The 14882-nt window shown below is 64.5% G+C and carries 14 protein-coding genes; 13 read left to right on the top strand and 1 reads right to left on the bottom strand.

The window, feature by feature from the left end; translation table 11 throughout:
• The first annotated feature begins 16 nt into the window (after nucleotides 1-16).
• Genes CWO91_RS07920 through CWO91_RS07930 form a run of 3 tightly spaced genes read left to right on the top strand, consistent with a single transcriptional unit; the run spans nucleotide 17 to nucleotide 3378 of the window.
• Nucleotides 17-1771, top strand: a complete 1755-nt coding sequence (locus tag CWO91_RS07920; protein WP_130212968.1) for a SulP family inorganic anion transporter — start codon at nucleotides 17-19, stop codon at nucleotides 1769-1771.
• Nucleotides 1772-1825: 54 nt separating this feature from the next.
• Nucleotides 1826-2695 carry a shikimate dehydrogenase gene (locus tag CWO91_RS07925; protein ID WP_130212969.1) on the top strand — a complete coding sequence of 290 codons (870 nt, stop codon included), beginning with the start codon at nucleotides 1826-1828 and terminating at the stop codon, nucleotides 2693-2695.
• A gap of 56 nt (nucleotides 2696-2751) precedes the next feature.
• The gene (locus tag CWO91_RS07930) at nucleotides 2752-3378 is read left to right on the top strand and encodes a hypothetical protein (protein WP_130212970.1); all 627 of its coding nucleotides are present in this window, start codon (nucleotides 2752-2754) and stop codon (nucleotides 3376-3378) included.
• A gap of 99 nt (nucleotides 3379-3477) precedes the next feature.
• On the opposite strand, the gene CWO91_RS07935 is transcribed toward CWO91_RS07930, so the two are convergent.
• Entirely contained in the window at nucleotides 3478-4614 is a 1137-nt protein-coding gene (locus CWO91_RS07935) for an alpha-hydroxy acid oxidase (RefSeq protein WP_130212971.1), read from the bottom strand.
• A 91-nt stretch (nucleotides 4615-4705) separates the two neighbouring features.
• On the opposite strand from CWO91_RS07935, the gene CWO91_RS42785 reads away from it, so the two are divergent.
• From CWO91_RS42785 to CWO91_RS07980, 10 genes are all read left to right on the top strand, one after another.
• Nucleotides 4706-4873 (top strand): hypothetical protein, encoded by a 168-nt coding sequence (locus CWO91_RS42785; RefSeq protein ID WP_164939789.1) that lies wholly within the window; start codon nucleotides 4706-4708, stop codon nucleotides 4871-4873.
• Nucleotides 4874-5094: 221 nt separating this feature from the next.
• Nucleotides 5095-6438 carry a phosphoglucosamine mutase gene (glmM, locus tag CWO91_RS07940; RefSeq protein ID WP_091886618.1) on the top strand — a complete coding sequence of 448 codons (1344 nt, stop codon included), beginning with the start codon at nucleotides 5095-5097 and terminating at the stop codon, nucleotides 6436-6438.
• 515 nt (nucleotides 6439-6953) lie between these two features.
• Nucleotides 6954-7787: an outer membrane protein gene (locus CWO91_RS07945; protein ID WP_130212972.1), complete on the top strand. Its 834-nt coding sequence runs from the start codon at nucleotides 6954-6956 to the stop codon at nucleotides 7785-7787.
• Between the two features lie 168 nt (nucleotides 7788-7955).
• Nucleotides 7956-8777 (top strand): outer membrane protein, encoded by an 822-nt coding sequence (locus CWO91_RS07950; protein WP_208752996.1) that lies wholly within the window; start codon nucleotides 7956-7958, stop codon nucleotides 8775-8777.
• A gap of 72 nt (nucleotides 8778-8849) precedes the next feature.
• A complete protein-coding gene (locus CWO91_RS07955) occupies nucleotides 8850-9440 on the top strand; it encodes a glutathione S-transferase family protein (RefSeq protein WP_130212973.1) in 591 nt (196 codons plus the stop codon).
• Nucleotides 9441-9458: 18 nt separating this feature from the next.
• On the top strand, nucleotides 9459-9923 hold the full coding sequence (locus CWO91_RS07960; RefSeq protein WP_130212974.1) for a GNAT family N-acetyltransferase: 465 nt from the start codon (nucleotides 9459-9461) through the stop codon (nucleotides 9921-9923).
• Between the two features lie 173 nt (nucleotides 9924-10096).
• Nucleotides 10097-10288 (top strand): hypothetical protein, encoded by a 192-nt coding sequence (locus CWO91_RS07965; RefSeq protein ID WP_245471162.1) that lies wholly within the window; start codon nucleotides 10097-10099, stop codon nucleotides 10286-10288.
• Between the two features lie 78 nt (nucleotides 10289-10366).
• A complete protein-coding gene (locus CWO91_RS07970) occupies nucleotides 10367-11539 on the top strand; it encodes a phosphoserine transaminase (protein WP_130212976.1) in 1173 nt (390 codons plus the stop codon).
• A 216-nt stretch (nucleotides 11540-11755) separates the two neighbouring features.
• Complete coding sequence (serA, locus tag CWO91_RS07975) at nucleotides 11756-13345, top strand: phosphoglycerate dehydrogenase (RefSeq protein ID WP_130212977.1); 1590 nt, start codon at nucleotides 11756-11758, stop codon at nucleotides 13343-13345.
• 210 nt (nucleotides 13346-13555) lie between these two features.
• Nucleotides 13556-14728 (top strand): thiolase family protein, encoded by a 1173-nt coding sequence (locus CWO91_RS07980; protein ID WP_130212978.1) that lies wholly within the window; start codon nucleotides 13556-13558, stop codon nucleotides 14726-14728.
• Nucleotides 14729-14882 lie beyond the last annotated feature (154 nt).

The raw sequence follows: 14882 nt of genomic DNA on the forward strand, positions 1-14882 counted from the left end.
TCGGAGCATCGTGGGCATGAGCATCACAAGCGATCAAGCGGGCCAACTGCATCAGCTTCGCCGGCCGACCTTTGTCGAATTGTATTTGCCAAAGCTCGTCACCGTCTGGCGTGAGGGATACGGCGTCGCGGACTTTCGCGCCGACGTCTTCGCCGGCCTCACCGTCGCGATCGTGGCACTGCCGCTGTCGATGGCGATCGCGATCGCCTCGGGCGTGACACCGGACCGCGGCCTCTACACCGCCGTCGTCGGCGGCTTCATCGTGTCCCTGCTCGGCGGCAGCCGCTTCCAGATCGGCGGACCCGCGGGCGCTTTCATCGTCCTGGTTGCGGTGACGGCCGAGCGGCACGGCGTCGACGGCGTGATCCTCGCCACCATGATGGCGGGGCTGTTCCTGGTCGCCGCGGGCCTATTGCGGGTCGGCACCTACATCAAGTTCATTCCCTATCCCGTCACCGTCGGCTTCACCGCCGGCATCGCCGTCATCATCTTTGCGAGCCAGCTCCGCGATCTCGGCGGGATCACGCTTGCCGGGAAAGAGCCCAGCGAATTCGTTCCCAAGCTCGTTGCGCTCGCCGGCGGCCTCAACACCATCAATCCGTCCGCGGTCGCGGTCGCGATCGGCAGCATCGCCATCATCGCCGCCTTGCGGCGCTGGCGGCCGTCCTGGCCCGGCATCCTGATCGCGGTTGCGCTCGCGGCGGTCGCCAGCGCCGTGCTGTCGCTGCCGGTCGAGACCATCGGCTCGCGCTTCGGCGGCATTCCGCGCGAGCTGCCCTCGCCGGCGCTGCCCGCGTTCTCGCTGGAGAAGGCAAGGGCGGTGCTGCCGGATGCGATTGCGTTCGCGCTGCTGGCGGCCATCGAATCGCTGCTGTCGGCCGTCGTGGCCGACGGCATGACCGGTCGCCGTCATCGCTCCAATTGCGAGCTGGTGGCGCAAGGCGTCGCCAATATCGGCTCGGTGCTGTTCGGCGGCATCTGCGTCACCGGGCTGATTGCGCGCACCGCCACCAACATCCGGGCCGGCGCGCGCGGTCCGCTCGCGGGCATGCTGCATTCGGTCTTCCTGCTGCTGTTCATGCTGATCGCGGCGCCGCTCGCAAGCTACATTCCGCTCGCCGCGCTCGCCTCCGTGCTCGTCGTGGTGGCCTGGACCATGGCGGAGAAGCAGGAATTCGCGACGCTCCTGCGCTCATCATGGGGCGATGCCGTCGTGCTGCTCGCAACCTTCCTGCTCACGATCTTCCGCGATCTGACCGAAGGCATTCTGGTCGGCTTCGCGCTCGGCGCGGTGCTGTTCATCCATCGCATGGCGGAGATGACGGGCATCGAGGAGCGCACGCCGCTGGTGGTCCCCGATCGCCCCGATGACAGCAACGGTGCGCGCGTTCCCTACGATTCCGCGCTGGCGGTCGACCGCGACGTGCTGGTCTATCGCATCACCGGTGCGTTCTTCTTCGGCGCCGCCTCCGCGATCGGAGGCGTGCTCGACGGCGTCGCCGACCGGCGCAAGGCCTTCGTGGTCGATTTCGCCGCGGTGCCGTTCCTGGACTCCACCGCGGCGAACGTGCTCGGGCGCGTCGCCGCCAAGGCCCACCGCCAGGGCATCAGGCTGTTCATCACGGGGGCATCGCCGGCGGTTCGCCGCGCCCTGCTCACCCATGGCGTGACGCCGCCGCGCGCGCGCTATCGCCAGAGCCTCGAGCGCGCGATTGCCGACATCAAGGGCCGCGCAACGCAGCCCGAGGCCGATGAGGTTGCCGCGAGCTGACGGCGCCGTGGCGATGCGGCGCTCGTGCGCTTGACAGAGCCTTCGGGACGCGAAATGGATCGCCTTCCACATCGCTTGAGGAAGGATGACGTGACCAGGGCTCCCGCCGCTTGTCTGATCGGATGGCCGGCGGCGCATTCGCGCTCGCCGCTGATTCATCATTACTGGCTGCGCACGCTCGGGATCGAGGGCGGCTATGTCATCGAGGCGGTTCCGCCCGAGAACCTGCGCGACTTCGTACTGCGGCTGTCGCTGCGCGGCTTTGTCGGCGCCAACGTCACCATCCCGCACAAGGAGGGCGTGCTGGCGCTGTCGAAACCCGATGCGCGCGCAACGGCCGTCGGCGCGGCCAACACGTTGTGGTTCGAAGATGGCGAACTGCACGCGACCAACACCGACGTCGAAGGCTTCATCGGCAATCTCGACGCCAGCGCGCCCGGCTGGGATGCGGCTGAGGAGGCGCTTGTGCTCGGGGCCGGCGGCTCCTCGCGCGCTGTCGTGTTCGGGCTGCGCGAGCGGGGCATCAAGCGCATCCATCTCGCCAATCGCACCATCGCGCGGGCGGAGACGCTGGCGAAACAGTTCGGGCCGAACGTGCACCCCATTGCATGGGATGCGATCAACGACGTCCTGCCGCGTGCAAAACTTCTCGTGAACACGACCTCGCTCGGCATGCATGGCCAGCCTTCACTCGATGTCGATGTTGCGCGCCTGCCGCAGGCGGCCGTGGTCGCCGATCTCGTCTATGTTCCGCTGGTGACGCCGCTGCTTGCGGCAGCGAAGGCGCGCGGCCTGAGGACGGCCGACGGGCTCGGCATGCTGCTGCACCAGGCGGTGCGCGGCTTCGAGCTGTGGTTCGGCCAGCGGCCGGAGGTCACCGCCGAGCTGCGCGCGCTGGTCGAGGCCGATCTCACAAAGACTTGAGTGAATAGCGCGGCTGTTCCGGAGTTCTCCCTCCGTGGGGATAACCGGAGACCGTCATGCCTGTTCAATGTGCAACTTTCACACGTCCACTTCTCGCCGTCGCAATGGTGGCCCTCTCGACCTACTGCGCCTTCGCCCAAAAACCGCCGGTGCCGACGCGCGTGCGCGGCACGATCGAGAGCGTCAATGGCGACACCATGCAGGTCAAGTCGCGCAGCGGCGAAGACGTCAAGCTTCACATTGCCTCTGACGTGAACGTCGCAGGCATCACCAAGATTTCACTCGCCGACATCAAGCCGGGTTCGTTCATTGGTGCGACCACCGTGCCTGGACCGGACGGTGGCCAGAATGCGGTCGAGGTCCACGTGTTTCCGGAGAGCATGCGCGGCACCGGCGAGGGCTCGCGGCCCTGGGACCTCAAGCCCAACTCCAGCATGACCAATGCGACGGTCGCCGAGAGCGTGGTCGGCAATGACGGCCACACGCTGCTGGTCAAGTACAAGGACGGCGAGAAGAAGGTATTCGTCGCCGACAACACCCCGGTGGTCACTTATGTGCCGGGCGAGAAGTCCGATCTCAAAGCCGGCGCCAAGATCATCGCCTTCACGAAGCAATTGCCGGACGGCTCCTTCGAGACCAACCGCGTCGGCGTCGGCCGCGACGGCGTCACGCCGCCGATGTGAGCGGAGCTGCAGTTACACACCCAGTGTCGTCCCGGATCGGCGCGCGCTTAGGGCGCGCTTGTCCGGGACGACGGCTGTGTTTGACGCGACGGTTTCGCCTCACACCGCAATGACGTGATCGTCGATCTCGTCGATCCTGTTGACGCCGCACAGGCCCATGGTGGTGAGCAGCTCTTTCTGGATGATGTCGATCGCCTTGGCGACGCCGGCCTGGCCGCCGGCCCCTAAGCCATAGGCGTAGGCGCGGCCGATCATGCAGGATTTTGCGCCGAGCGCGAGCGCGCGCATCACGTCCTGGCCGGAGCGGATGCCGCCGTCGAACATGATCTCCATCTTCTCGCCGACCGCGTCCGCAATTTCGGGCAGCACCTCGATCGAGGACGGCGCGCCGTCGAGCTGCCGGCCGCCATGGTTGGAGACGACGAGAGCCTGCGCGCCGGTCTTGGCGGCTTCCTCGGCGTCCTCGACGTCGAGGATGCCCTTGATGATGAGCTTGCCCGGCCAGATGCTCCGGACCCACTCGACGTCCTTCCAGCTCAAGGAGGTGTCGAACTGCGATGCGGTCCATTCGGCGAGGCGATTGAGATCCTCGGTGTTCTTCACGTGGCCGGCGATGTTGCCGAAGGTGCGGCGCTTGCCTTGCAGCACGCCGGAGACCCAGGCCGGCTTGCTGGCGAAATCCAGAAGCTTCGATAGCGACCATTCCGGCGGCACCGTCATGCCGTTCTTGATGTCGGCGTGGCGCTGGCCGATCACCTGCAGGTCGACGGTGAGCACCAGCGCGCTGCACTTGGCCGCGATGGCGCGCTGGATCAGATCCTTGATGAAGCCGCGGTCCTTCATGACGTAGAGCTGGAACCAGAACGGCTTCTCGACATTGGCGGCGATGTCCTCGATCGAGCAGATCGACATGGTCGATTGCGTGAACGGAATACCGGCGGCCTGCGCGGCGCGGCAGGCATGGATCTCGCCGTCGCCATGCTGCATGCCGAGCAAGCCGACAGGCGCCAGGATCAGCGGCATGGTCGAGGGCTCGCCGAGGATAGTGGTCGAGGTGTCGCGCTTGGAGACGTCGACCAGGATGCGCTGGCGGAACTTGATCGCCTGCATGTCCTCGCGGTTGGCGCGCAGCGTCTCCTCGGCATAGGAGCCGCGGTCGCAATAGTCGAAGAACGCCTTCGGCACGCGGCGCTTATGCAGCGCGCGAAGATCGTCGATACAGGTGATGTGCTTCATGATCGTTTCCCCGGCCCGTCTTGCATCGGATGATTTCGGGGTCATCTAGCATGGTTAGATGCACAGCCAAATCGTTTGAGAGGAGGGCGCCATGACGAGGCCGCACGCCGCACCTTCGCCGGAAGAGATCAAGGAGAAGCGCGACCTCGAGGAAGCGCTGGAAGAGGGCCTGGAAGAGACCTTTCCGGCCTCCGATCCCGTCAATGTCACCCAGCCACCGCCGAGCCGCGGCGACGGCCATGTGAAGCGCACCGGCTAGGGCCGGGTTCCATCCCGTTCCGGCTTCCCTGCAGGGAAATATAGTGTTAACAATACGTTATCGGGCACGCGGCGGGCCCGGTTCCGTAATGATTCATCATATTTTTTGAAGCCAAGTTAGCCGCGATGGTTTTATAAGAGCTCAGCAAATCAGGGATGCGGGGCCTTTTCGGGCAGCCCGTGGTTGTCGAGGGGACCCCTGATTGTTGCCTGGGGGACGATATGAGCCGCAAATATTTCGGGACGGACGGGATTCGGGGCCGCGCCAACGGACTGATCACGCCGGAGCTCGCGCTCAAGGTCGGCCAAGCCGCAGGCCTCGCATTCCAGCGCGGCGACCACCGCCACCGCGTCGTGATCGGCAAGGACACCCGCCTGTCCGGCTACATGATCGAATATGCGATGGTCGCTGGCTTCACCTCGGTCGGCATGGACGTGCTGCTGGTCGGCCCGATGCCGACGCCGGCGGTCGCAATGCTGACCAAGTCGATGCGCGCCGATCTCGGCGTGATGATCTCGGCTTCGCACAATCTGTTCGAGGACAACGGCATCAAGCTGTTCGGCCCGCAGGGCTTCAAGCTCTCCGACGACGTCGAGAGGCAGATCGAGCAGCTGCTCGACGAATCCCTCGACAAGCGGCTCGCGCAGAGCGCGAGCTTGGGCCGCGCCCGCCGCATCGACGGCGTGCACGACCGCTACATCGAATTCGCCAAGCGCACGCTGCCGCGCGATCTGTCGCTGGATGGCTTGCGCGTCGTGATCGATTGCGCCAACGGCGCCGCCTACAAGGTGGTGCCAGAAGCGCTGTGGGAATTGGGCGCCGACGTCGTTCCGATCGGCGTCGAGCCCGACGGCTTCAACATCAACAAGGAATGCGGCTCGACCTCGCCGGAAGCGCTGTCGAAGAAGGTCCGCGAGATGCGCGCCGATATCGGCATCGCGCTCGACGGTGACGCCGATCGCGTCATCCTGGTCGACGAGCGCGGTCATCTCGTCGACGGCGACCAGCTGCTCGCGGTGATCGCGCAGAGCTGGAAGGAAGACGGCCGGCTGTCGCGGCCGGGCATCGTCGCGACCGTGATGTCCAATCTCGGCCTCGAGCGCTTCCTGAACGGGCAGGGGCTCGACCTCGTCCGCACGCCGGTCGGCGACCGCTACGTGCTCGAGCAGATGCTGAACGGCGGCTACAATCTCGGCGGCGAGCAGTCCGGCCACATCATCCTGTCCGACTACGCTACCACCGGCGACGGCTTCGTTGCGGCCTTGCAGGTGCTGGCGGTGGTGCAGAAGCTGCGCCGTCCCGTGTCCGAAGTTTGCCACCGCTTCGATCCGCTGCCGCAGATCCTGAAGAACGTCCGCCACAAGGGCGGCAAGCCGCTCGACGATTCCGACGTCAAGTCGGCGATCTCCGACGGCGAGAAGCGCCTCAACGGCTGCGGCCGCCTCCTGATCCGCTCCTCCGGAACCGAACCCGTGATCCGCGTCATGGGCGAGGGCGAGGACCGCATCCTGGTCGAGGACGTCGTCGATACCATCGTCTCCGCGCTCGGACAGGCGGCGGCTTAAGGTCTTCCTTCTCCCGCACTGGCGTAGGGTGGGCAAAGCGAAGCGTGCCCACCGCTTCTGTTGCAGTTTTGGATAGATGGTGGGCACGGCGCAAGTGCGCCTTTGCCCACCCTACGATTCCGGACTCGCGGAGAGGGTAAGACAAGCTGCGTAGATCTATCTTTTCATCTTTCTCGCGGCCAACGCCGTCGGTGCGTTTCTCGGTGGTCCCTTGGGCGACCGCTTCGGCCGCAAGATCGCGATTCCTGCCCAGGCTGCCGCGGCACGCGCGTTAACACATCCTCTCTCGCCGCGTTGCGGTTTCACACATCGTTAGGAAATGCGGCGAGGTCGTCGCATTTGGCGCGGCATTCTTGCAACGCTGGCGCGGCGCGCGCGTGTATGGTGAGAAAAAATCAACCTTAAAAATTAGGGTTAAGTGGCGCTTAAACATTTGCTGCCATCGTCCGGGTCGTGAGTTTCTAGAACGTGGGGCGTCTGCATTTTTGCCTCACCGGCCATAAGGACGAAGCCAAATGCGTAGCGTTAAGTCTCTCCTTGCCGCGGGTGCGGCAACCCTGATCTCGTCGATGGCGTTCGCCGCTGATATGCCGATCGCGGCTCCGCCTCCGATGTACGCGCCGCCGGCTCCGCCCGCCGACTTCGGTGGCTGGTATCTCCGCGGCGACATCGGCATGACCAACCAGAGCGCCAAGCGCATCGACGGCAACGTAGCGCCTGGGTTTACGAAGACGACGGAGGGACTCGGCTTCGACTCGTCGCCGTTGTTCGACCTCGGTGTCGGCTATCGCTTCAACAACTGGTTTCGTGCGGACGTGATCGGCCAGTACCGGGGCAAGGCTAATCTGCATGGTGCCGACAACGTCATTGGGCCCGGCTTCGTCGGCTCCAACAATTACAGCGGCAGCAAGTCCGAGTGGGTCGTCATGGCCAACGCCTATGTCGATCTCGGCACGTGGTGGTGCATCACTCCGTTCGTCGGTGCCGGTGTCGGCGGCTCCTACAACAAGATCAGCGGCTTCCGTGATGACGGCGTGTCATTCAGCGGCGGCACCCTGTCCAACAGCGTCGCCTACTTCGCCGACAACGGAAAGTGGAACTTCGCCTGGGCCGCCCACGCCGGTCTCGCCTACAAGGTCAATCCCGGCTTCACCGTCGAACTGGCCTACAGCTACATGGACCTCGGCGACGCCGCGCCCGGCAACTTCCGCTTGTTCGACAACAGCGCCTCGGGCCCGACCTCGATCAAGATCAAGGACATCACCTCGCACGACGTCAAGCTCGGCGTGCGCTGGGATCTCAGCAGCCCGCCGGTCTATGCGCCGCCGCCGCTGGTCACCAAGGGCTGATCGTCAGCCTCATCGCTTAAGACGTCTTAACGGCGCGGGTTCATCCCGCGCCATTTTGCTTTGCGGATTTTTCATGGCGCGACAGCGACGAACGCGCCTGACGCAACCATTGGTTAAGGTTAACAGGCGATGATCATCGCAACAGTTCGAGTCCGATGGAGCGTTGCGATGCGTAGGCTGATGGTGGCGGCGGCGATGTTGGGGACGGTGTCTGCCGCGCACGCGGCCGACATGCCGGACCTGCCGATCCTGCGCGGCAGCTTCACCGACGGTCTGAGCACCTCCACAGTCAACTGGCAAGGTTTCTATGTTGGCGGTCAGGCCGGCTACGGGTCCTCGGACGAAAACTTCAGCGGCACGAACGCCAACATGCTTGCTGCCCTGCTCGACCATAACGTCATCCAGCAGATGCAGGTCTCGGATTGGAATCTCGGGCTTGGCAAGCAATCGAGCCGCGCCGGCGGTTACGGCGCCTTCTTCGGATACAATATGCAGTGGGAAGACGCCGTCATTGGCCTCGAGGTGAGCTATCTGCACGGCTCGTATGGCGGCTCATCCAAAGCATTCAAAGAGCTGGTCAGCGGAACTACGCTTTCCGATGGCGCCTTCCACGATGTTGCGGTGACTTCGTCGGCCGCGATCTCGATCTCGGACATGGCGACCTTCCGTGCACGCGCAGCCTATGCTTGGGGCTGCTTCCTGCCCTACGTCTTCGGCGGCTTCGCGCTCGGCAAGGCTGATATCTCACGCTCCGTCCTGGTCACTGACGCGGTCAGCGCTACCGGAGCTACTTGGGTGCCGCTGCAACCCTTGTCGGCGGACGACACCGCGCACAATCACCTGATCTACGGCTACACCGCCGGCCTCGGCGTGGACGTCAACCTGGTCGGCGGCCTCTTCATGCGCGCCGAGTGGGAATACATTCGCTTCACCTCCCAGGTCGACACCAGCATCAACACCGTCCGCGCTGGCCTCGGCTACAAGTTCTGATCTTGTGCGTCGGGGCAATTGACACGCCGGGTCCGTCCTGATGCTCTGTCGCTCAAAAGCAGGGCGGCAGCGATGCAGATCTACGGTGACAGCAATTCCGGCAATTGTCTGAAGGTGAAGTGGGTCTGCGACAAGCTCGCGCTGCCCTACCAGTGGATTGAAATCGACACAAGCAAGGGCGAGACCCGCACGCCGCAATTTCTGAAGATGAACGGCGCCGGTCAGGTGCCGACCGTCGCGTTCGACGACGGCCGCACCCTGGCGCAATCCAATGCCATCATCCGCTATCTCGCCCGCGACACCGCGCTCGTTCCGCGCGACGCCTTCGTTGCCGCCAAGATGGACGAATGGCTGTTCTGGGAGCAGTACAGCCACGAGCCCTATATCGCGGTGTGCCGCTTCCTCCTGGTCTATCTCGGCAAGACGGCATCCGAGCTCGACCCCGAGAAGGTCAAGCGCGGCTATGCGGCGCTCGACCGCATGGAGCAGCATCTTTCGGTCAGCCGCTTCTTCACTGGTGAGGCGGTTTCGCTCGCGGATGTCTCGCTGCTCGCCTATACCCGCGTTGCGCATGAGGGCGGGTTCGATCTTGCTCGCCATGCGGCCGTCCGTCGCTGGATCGGCGAGGCCGAGGCGTTTCTCGGCCTTGCGCCGGCGCGCTGAGCCTGGAGTATAACGCGCATGAACGCCGAAGCCGTTTCCATTCGCCCCGCGCGCCGCGACGATGTCGCCGCGATCGTGGCGATGCTCGCCGATGATCATCTCGGACGCGGGCGTGAGCGCGTCGAGGATCCGCTGCCCGCCGCCTATTACGAGGCATTCGCGCGGGTTGAGCGCGATCCGAATCTGACGCTCGTGGTCGCCGAGAGCGAGGGCAGGGTGGTCGGCTGCCTGCAACTCGCGATCCTGCCCGGCATCAGCTCGCAAGGCGGCGTGCGCGGCCTGCTCGAAGACGTCCGCGTTGCTTCCGGTTGTCGCAGCCGCGGCATCGGCGAGCGATTGGTGCAATGGGCGATCGCGGAAGCGAAATCACGCGGCTGTAATCTGGTCGAACTGCTGACGCATCAGACGCGCGTCGATGCGCAGCGCTTCTACACGCGGCTTGGATTCGCTGCGAGTCATGTGGGCATGACTGTCCGCTTTTGAGGCAGCTGGTCGCGAGCGTTGCGCAATCAGCACATTCGGATCGCGCATTCGTTCATCTTAAGAGCTGATAAACTACCCGCCCGTCGTTCATGTTTGTACAGGAACGAACGGTGCTACGGCAGCGTCGGACACCGAGCTCGGTCGGTTCGGGGATTTCGATGACAAGCTATTCGATGATCAAGGTCGGCAACGACTACGTCGTGCAGGCCAATGACAAATGCATTTTGAAGGTCGGCAGCCGCCGCAAAGCCGCGCAATTGATCAGCGAGGCCACGGACTTGCTGAATGCGCTCGCTGCCGTCGAATCCCCTGATATCGCCCCAGAGGCGCCTTCACTCCCCCGTGAGACGCCGGAACTTCCTTGACTGGTCTGCCCGATTCCCGTATCAGCCGCGGCGGGACACCTCCCCCCAACGGGAGGCTTACTATCTGGAAGGGTAGACATGACTGTAGCGAAGCCCGTTTCGCGGCCGAACGTGCCGCATTTCTCCTCCGGCCCCTGCGCCAAGCGCCCCGGCTGGAACGCCCAAAATCTCAAGGACGCAGCCCTCGGCCGCTCGCATCGCGCGAAGATCGGCAAGACGAAGCTCAAGCTCGCGATCGATCTGACGCGCGAAGTGCTCGAGGTCCCCGCCGATTACCGCATCGGCATCGTGCCGGCCTCCGATACCGGCGCGGTAGAGATGGCGCTGTGGTCGCTGCTCGGTGCGCGGCCCGTCACCACGATCGCCTGGGAATCCTTCGGCGAAGGCTGGGTCAGCGACATCGTCAAGGAATTGAAGCTCAAGGACGTCACCAAGCTGAACGCAGCCTATGGTGAGATCCCCGACCTCTCCAAGGTGGATCCAAAGAGCGACGTCGTCTTCACCTGGAACGGCACCACCTCAGGCGTGCGCGTGCCGAACGCGGACTGGATCAGCGCTAACCGCGAAGGGCTCACGATCTGCGACGCCACCTCGGCCGCTTTCGCGCAGCCGCTCGATTTCGCAAAACTCGACGTCGTCACCTTCTCCTGGCAGAAGGCGCTCGGCGGCGAGGCCGCGCACGGCATGCTGATCCTCTCGCCCCGCGCGGTGGAACGGCTCGAGACCTACAAGCCGGCCTGGCCGCTGCCAAAAATCTTCCGCATGACCAAGGGCGGCAAGATCAACGAAGGCATCTTCGTCGGCGAGACCATCAACACGCCCTCGATGCTCTGCGTCGAGGATTATCTCGATGCGCTGAACTGGGCCAAGTCGATCGGCGGCCTCAAGGCGCTGATCGCGCGTGCCGACGCCAACACCAAGGTGCTCGCCGACTGGAAGGCGAAGACGCCGTGGATCGACTTCCTGGCGAAGGATCCTTCGATCCGCTCCAACACCTCGGTGTGCCTGAAGTTCACCGATCCCGCCATCACCTCGCTCTCCCAGGACGCGCAGGCCGACTTCTCGAAGAAGCTGGTCGCGCTGGTCGAGAAGGAAGGCGCCGGCTTCGACTTCGCCTATTACCGCGATGCGCCGGCCGGCCTGCGCATCTGGTGCGGCGCCACTGTCGAGGCCAAGGACGTCGAGCTGCTGACGCAGTGGATCGACTGGGCCTTTGCCGAGACCAAGGCCGCTCTGCCCAAGGCGGCGTGAGTTTCTTTTTCGCCTCTCCCCGTTCTTACGGGGAGAGGCCGGATTGCGCAGCAATCCGGGTGAGGGGCTCTCTCCGCTTGCACCTTCGCCTGTGGCTGCCCCTCACCCCAACCCTCTCCCCGTAAGAACGGGGAGAGGGGGAAGACAAAGGCTCCTCATTCAATTCCGGCCATCGCAGGCCGATCCTCCCGTTAGGGAAGGCGAAGGATCATCCCCATGACCAAACCCAAAGTTCTCATTTCCGACGCGCTCTCGCCCGCAGCCGTGCAGATCTTCAAAGACCGCGGCGTCGAGGTCGACTTCCAGCCCAATCTCGGCAAGGACAAGGACAAGCTCGCCGAGATCATCGGCAATTATGACGGCCTCGCGATCCGCTCCGCGACGAAAGCGACCGCCAAGATCCTCGACAAGGCCACGAAGCTGAAGGTGATCGGCCGCGCCGGCATCGGCGTCGACAATGTCGAGATTCCCGCCGCCACGGCGAAGGGCATCATCGTGATGAACACGCCGTTCGGCAATTCGATCACGACCGCCGAGCACGCCATCACCCTGATGCTGGCGCTCGCCCGCGAGATCCCACAGGCCGACGCCTCGACCCAGGCCGGCAAGTGGGAGAAGAACCGCTTCATGGGCGTCGAGATCACCGGCAAGGTGTTAGGCGTCGTCGGCTGCGGCAATATCGGCTCGATCGTCGCCGACCGCGCGCTCGGCCTGCGCATGAAGGTGATCGCGTTCGATCCGTTCCTGTCGCCGGAGCGCGCCAAGGACATCGGCGTCGAGAAGGTCGATCTCGACGATCTCCTCAAGCGCGCCGACTTCATCACGCTGCACACCCCGCTCACCGAGAAGACCAGGAACATCATCGATGCGGCCGCGATCGCCAAGATGAAGAAGGGCGTGCGCCTGATCAACTGCGCCCGCGGCGGCCTCGTCGACGAGCAGGCCGTGGTCGATGCGCTCAATTCCAAGCACATCGCCGGCGCCGCCTTCGACGTCTTCGTCGAGGAGCCCGCGACTTCCAACGTGCTGTTCGGCCATCCCAACGTGATCTGCACGCCGCATCTCGGCGCCTCCACCACCGAAGCGCAGGAGAACGTCGCGCTCCAGGTCGCCGAGCAGATGTCGGACTATCTGCTCACCGGTGCGATCTCGAACGCGGTCAACTTCCCCTCGATCACCGCGGAAGAGGCGCCGAAGCTGAAGCCGTTCATCGCGCTCGCCGAGAAGCTCGGCTCCTTCGCCGGCCAGCTCACCGAGAGCGGCATCCTCAAGGTCGAGATCACCTATGAAGGCCACGTCGCCGAGATGAAGATCAAGGCGATCACCTCCGCGGTGCTGTCGGGCCTGCTGCGGCCGATGCTGGGCGAGGTCAACGTGGTGTCCGCGCCCGTCGTCGCCAAGGAGCGCGGCATGGTGGTGGACGAGATCGTGCGCGCCGCGCAGAGTGACTACGAAAGCCTGATCACCGTCACGGTGGCGACGGAGCGCCAGGAGCGCTCGGTCTCCGGCACCGTGTACCATGACGGCAAGCCGCGATTGGTCGACGTCAAGGGCATCCGCGTCGACGCCGAGTTCGGCAAGTCGATGATCTACGTGACCAACGAGGACAAGCCGGGTTTCATCGGCAAGTTCGCGAGCCTGCTCGGCGATGCCAAGATCAACATCGCGACCTTCCATCTCGGCCGCGTCGCCCCCGGCAGCGATGCCATCGCGCTGATCGAGGTCGACGGCGCGGTGCCGGCGGATGTGCTCGCCAAGGTGCAGGCGCTGCCGCAGGTCAAGCAGGCCAAGGCGCTGACGTTCTGATCCTTCACCTCTCCCCGCTGGGGAGAGGTGACACAGCAAGCCGACAGAGTCGGATCTTATCACGCCTGATACCGACATATTCCGACCCGCGGAACAACGCCGCCTCCATCACCTGGAGGCGGCGTTTTATTTTCCCCGCGCTCGCCAAACTTTGTGTACCAATGGCGATAAGGACGCTCCGTTCCAAATCGTTCGAAAAGGGAGAACACAATGCGTGAAGCCGTCATCGTTTCCTATGCGCGCACGGGCCTTGCGAAATCCGGCCGCGGCGGGTTCAACATCACGCCGCCGATGTCGCTCGCGGCCCACGCGATCCAGCACGCGGTGAAGCGCGCCGCCGTCGACAAGGACTATGTCGAGGACTGCTATCTCGGCAATTGCGCCCATGGCGCGCCGAACATCGGCCGCCAGGCCGCGCTGCTCGCGGGCCTGCCGAAGACCACTGCCGGCGTCTCGGTGAACCGCTTCTGCTCCTCGGGGCTGCAGACCATCGCGATGGCCGCCAACTCGATCCGCTCCGACGGCGCCGACTGCATCGTCGCCGGCGGCGTCGAGAGCATCTCGATTCCGGGCGGCGGCTCGCCGAAGGAATCGATCGATCCGGAACTGCTCAAGGTCGCGCCTGACATCTTCATGGCGATGATCGACACCGCCGACATCGTCGCCGAGCGCTACAAGCTCAGCCGCGAATATCAGGACGAGTTCTCGCTGGAATCGCAGCGCCGCATGGCCGCGGCGCAGCAGGCCGGCAAGTTCAAGGACGAGATCGTCCCGATGAAGACCAAGATGAAGGTCGTCGACAAGCAGACCAAGGCGGAGTCGATCGTCGACTACGTCGTCGATCGCGACGAGTGCAACCGGCCCGACACCACGATGGAAGGCCTTGCCAAGCTCGAGCCGGTCAAGGGTCCCGGAAAGTTCGTCACCGCCGGCAATGCCAGCCAGCTCTCCGACGGCGCCGCCGCCGTGGTGCTGATGGAAGCCAAGGACGCCGAGAAGCGCGGCCTCAAGCCGCTCGGCCGCTTCGTCGCCTGGGCGACCGCGGGCTGCGAGCCCGACGAGATGGGTATCGGCCCGGTGTTCGCGATCCCGAAGCTGCTCAAGCGCACCGGCCTCAAGATCGACGACATCGATCTGTGGGAGCTCAACGAAGCCTTCGCCAGCCAGTGCCTGTATTGCCGCGACCAGCTCGGCATCGATCCCGCCAAGTACAACGTCAACGGCGGCTCGATCGCGATCGGCCATCCCTTCGGCATGACCGGCGCGCGGCTCACCGGCCATCTGCTGCAGGAAGGCGCGCGCCGCAAGGCCAAGTGGGGCGTCGTGACGATGTGCATCGGCGGGGGCCAGGGCGGCGCCGGCCTGTTCGAGATCTACAGCTGATCCAGGCCGCAGGAACGCGAAAGGGCACGGCGCCGCAAGCGCCGTGCCCTTTTTTATTTGAGTTATTTGAGCGCCTACGCGGGAACTCGGGCAAATCGTGATCAACCTCTACGGTGCTATTCTAATAAAGACAACCGCAGCGAAAGGTGCTAAA

Origin of the sequence: Bradyrhizobium genosp. SA-3, assembly GCF_004212635.1 — a bacterium.
Classification (GTDB): Bacteria; Pseudomonadota; Alphaproteobacteria; order Rhizobiales; family Xanthobacteraceae; genus Bradyrhizobium.

Excerpts from the sequence above, each read along its gene's own strand:
- CWO91_RS42785 (WP_164939789.1), top strand. The coding sequence starts at position 4,706 with ATGACGAGGCCGCACGCCGCACCTTCGCCGGAAGAGATCAAGGAGAAG.
- CWO91_RS07965 (WP_245471162.1), top strand. The coding sequence starts at position 10,097 with ATGATCAAGGTCGGCAACGACTACGTCGTGCAGGCCAATGACAAATGC.
- CWO91_RS07935 (WP_130212971.1), bottom strand. The coding sequence starts at position 4,614 with ATGAAGCACATCACCTGTATCGACGATCTTCGCGCGCTGCATAAGCGC.
- CWO91_RS07980 (WP_130212978.1), top strand. The coding sequence starts at position 13,556 with ATGCGTGAAGCCGTCATCGTTTCCTATGCGCGCACGGGCCTTGCGAAA.
- CWO91_RS07955 (WP_130212973.1), top strand. The coding sequence starts at position 8,850 with ATGCAGATCTACGGTGACAGCAATTCCGGCAATTGTCTGAAGGTGAAG.
- CWO91_RS07970 (WP_130212976.1), top strand. The coding sequence starts at position 10,367 with ATGACTGTAGCGAAGCCCGTTTCGCGGCCGAACGTGCCGCATTTCTCC.
- CWO91_RS07960 (WP_130212974.1), top strand. The coding sequence starts at position 9,459 with ATGAACGCCGAAGCCGTTTCCATTCGCCCCGCGCGCCGCGACGATGTC.
- CWO91_RS07945 (WP_130212972.1), top strand. The coding sequence starts at position 6,954 with ATGCGTAGCGTTAAGTCTCTCCTTGCCGCGGGTGCGGCAACCCTGATC.
- CWO91_RS07925 (WP_130212969.1), top strand. The coding sequence starts at position 1,826 with ATGGATCGCCTTCCACATCGCTTGAGGAAGGATGACGTGACCAGGGCT.
- CWO91_RS07930 (WP_130212970.1), top strand. The coding sequence starts at position 2,752 with ATGCCTGTTCAATGTGCAACTTTCACACGTCCACTTCTCGCCGTCGCA.
- glmM (WP_091886618.1), top strand. The coding sequence starts at position 5,095 with ATGAGCCGCAAATATTTCGGGACGGACGGGATTCGGGGCCGCGCCAAC.
- CWO91_RS07950 (WP_208752996.1), top strand. The coding sequence starts at position 7,956 with ATGCGTAGGCTGATGGTGGCGGCGGCGATGTTGGGGACGGTGTCTGCC.
- serA (WP_130212977.1), top strand. The coding sequence starts at position 11,756 with ATGACCAAACCCAAAGTTCTCATTTCCGACGCGCTCTCGCCCGCAGCC.
- CWO91_RS07920 (WP_130212968.1), top strand. The coding sequence starts at position 17 with ATGAGCATCACAAGCGATCAAGCGGGCCAACTGCATCAGCTTCGCCGG.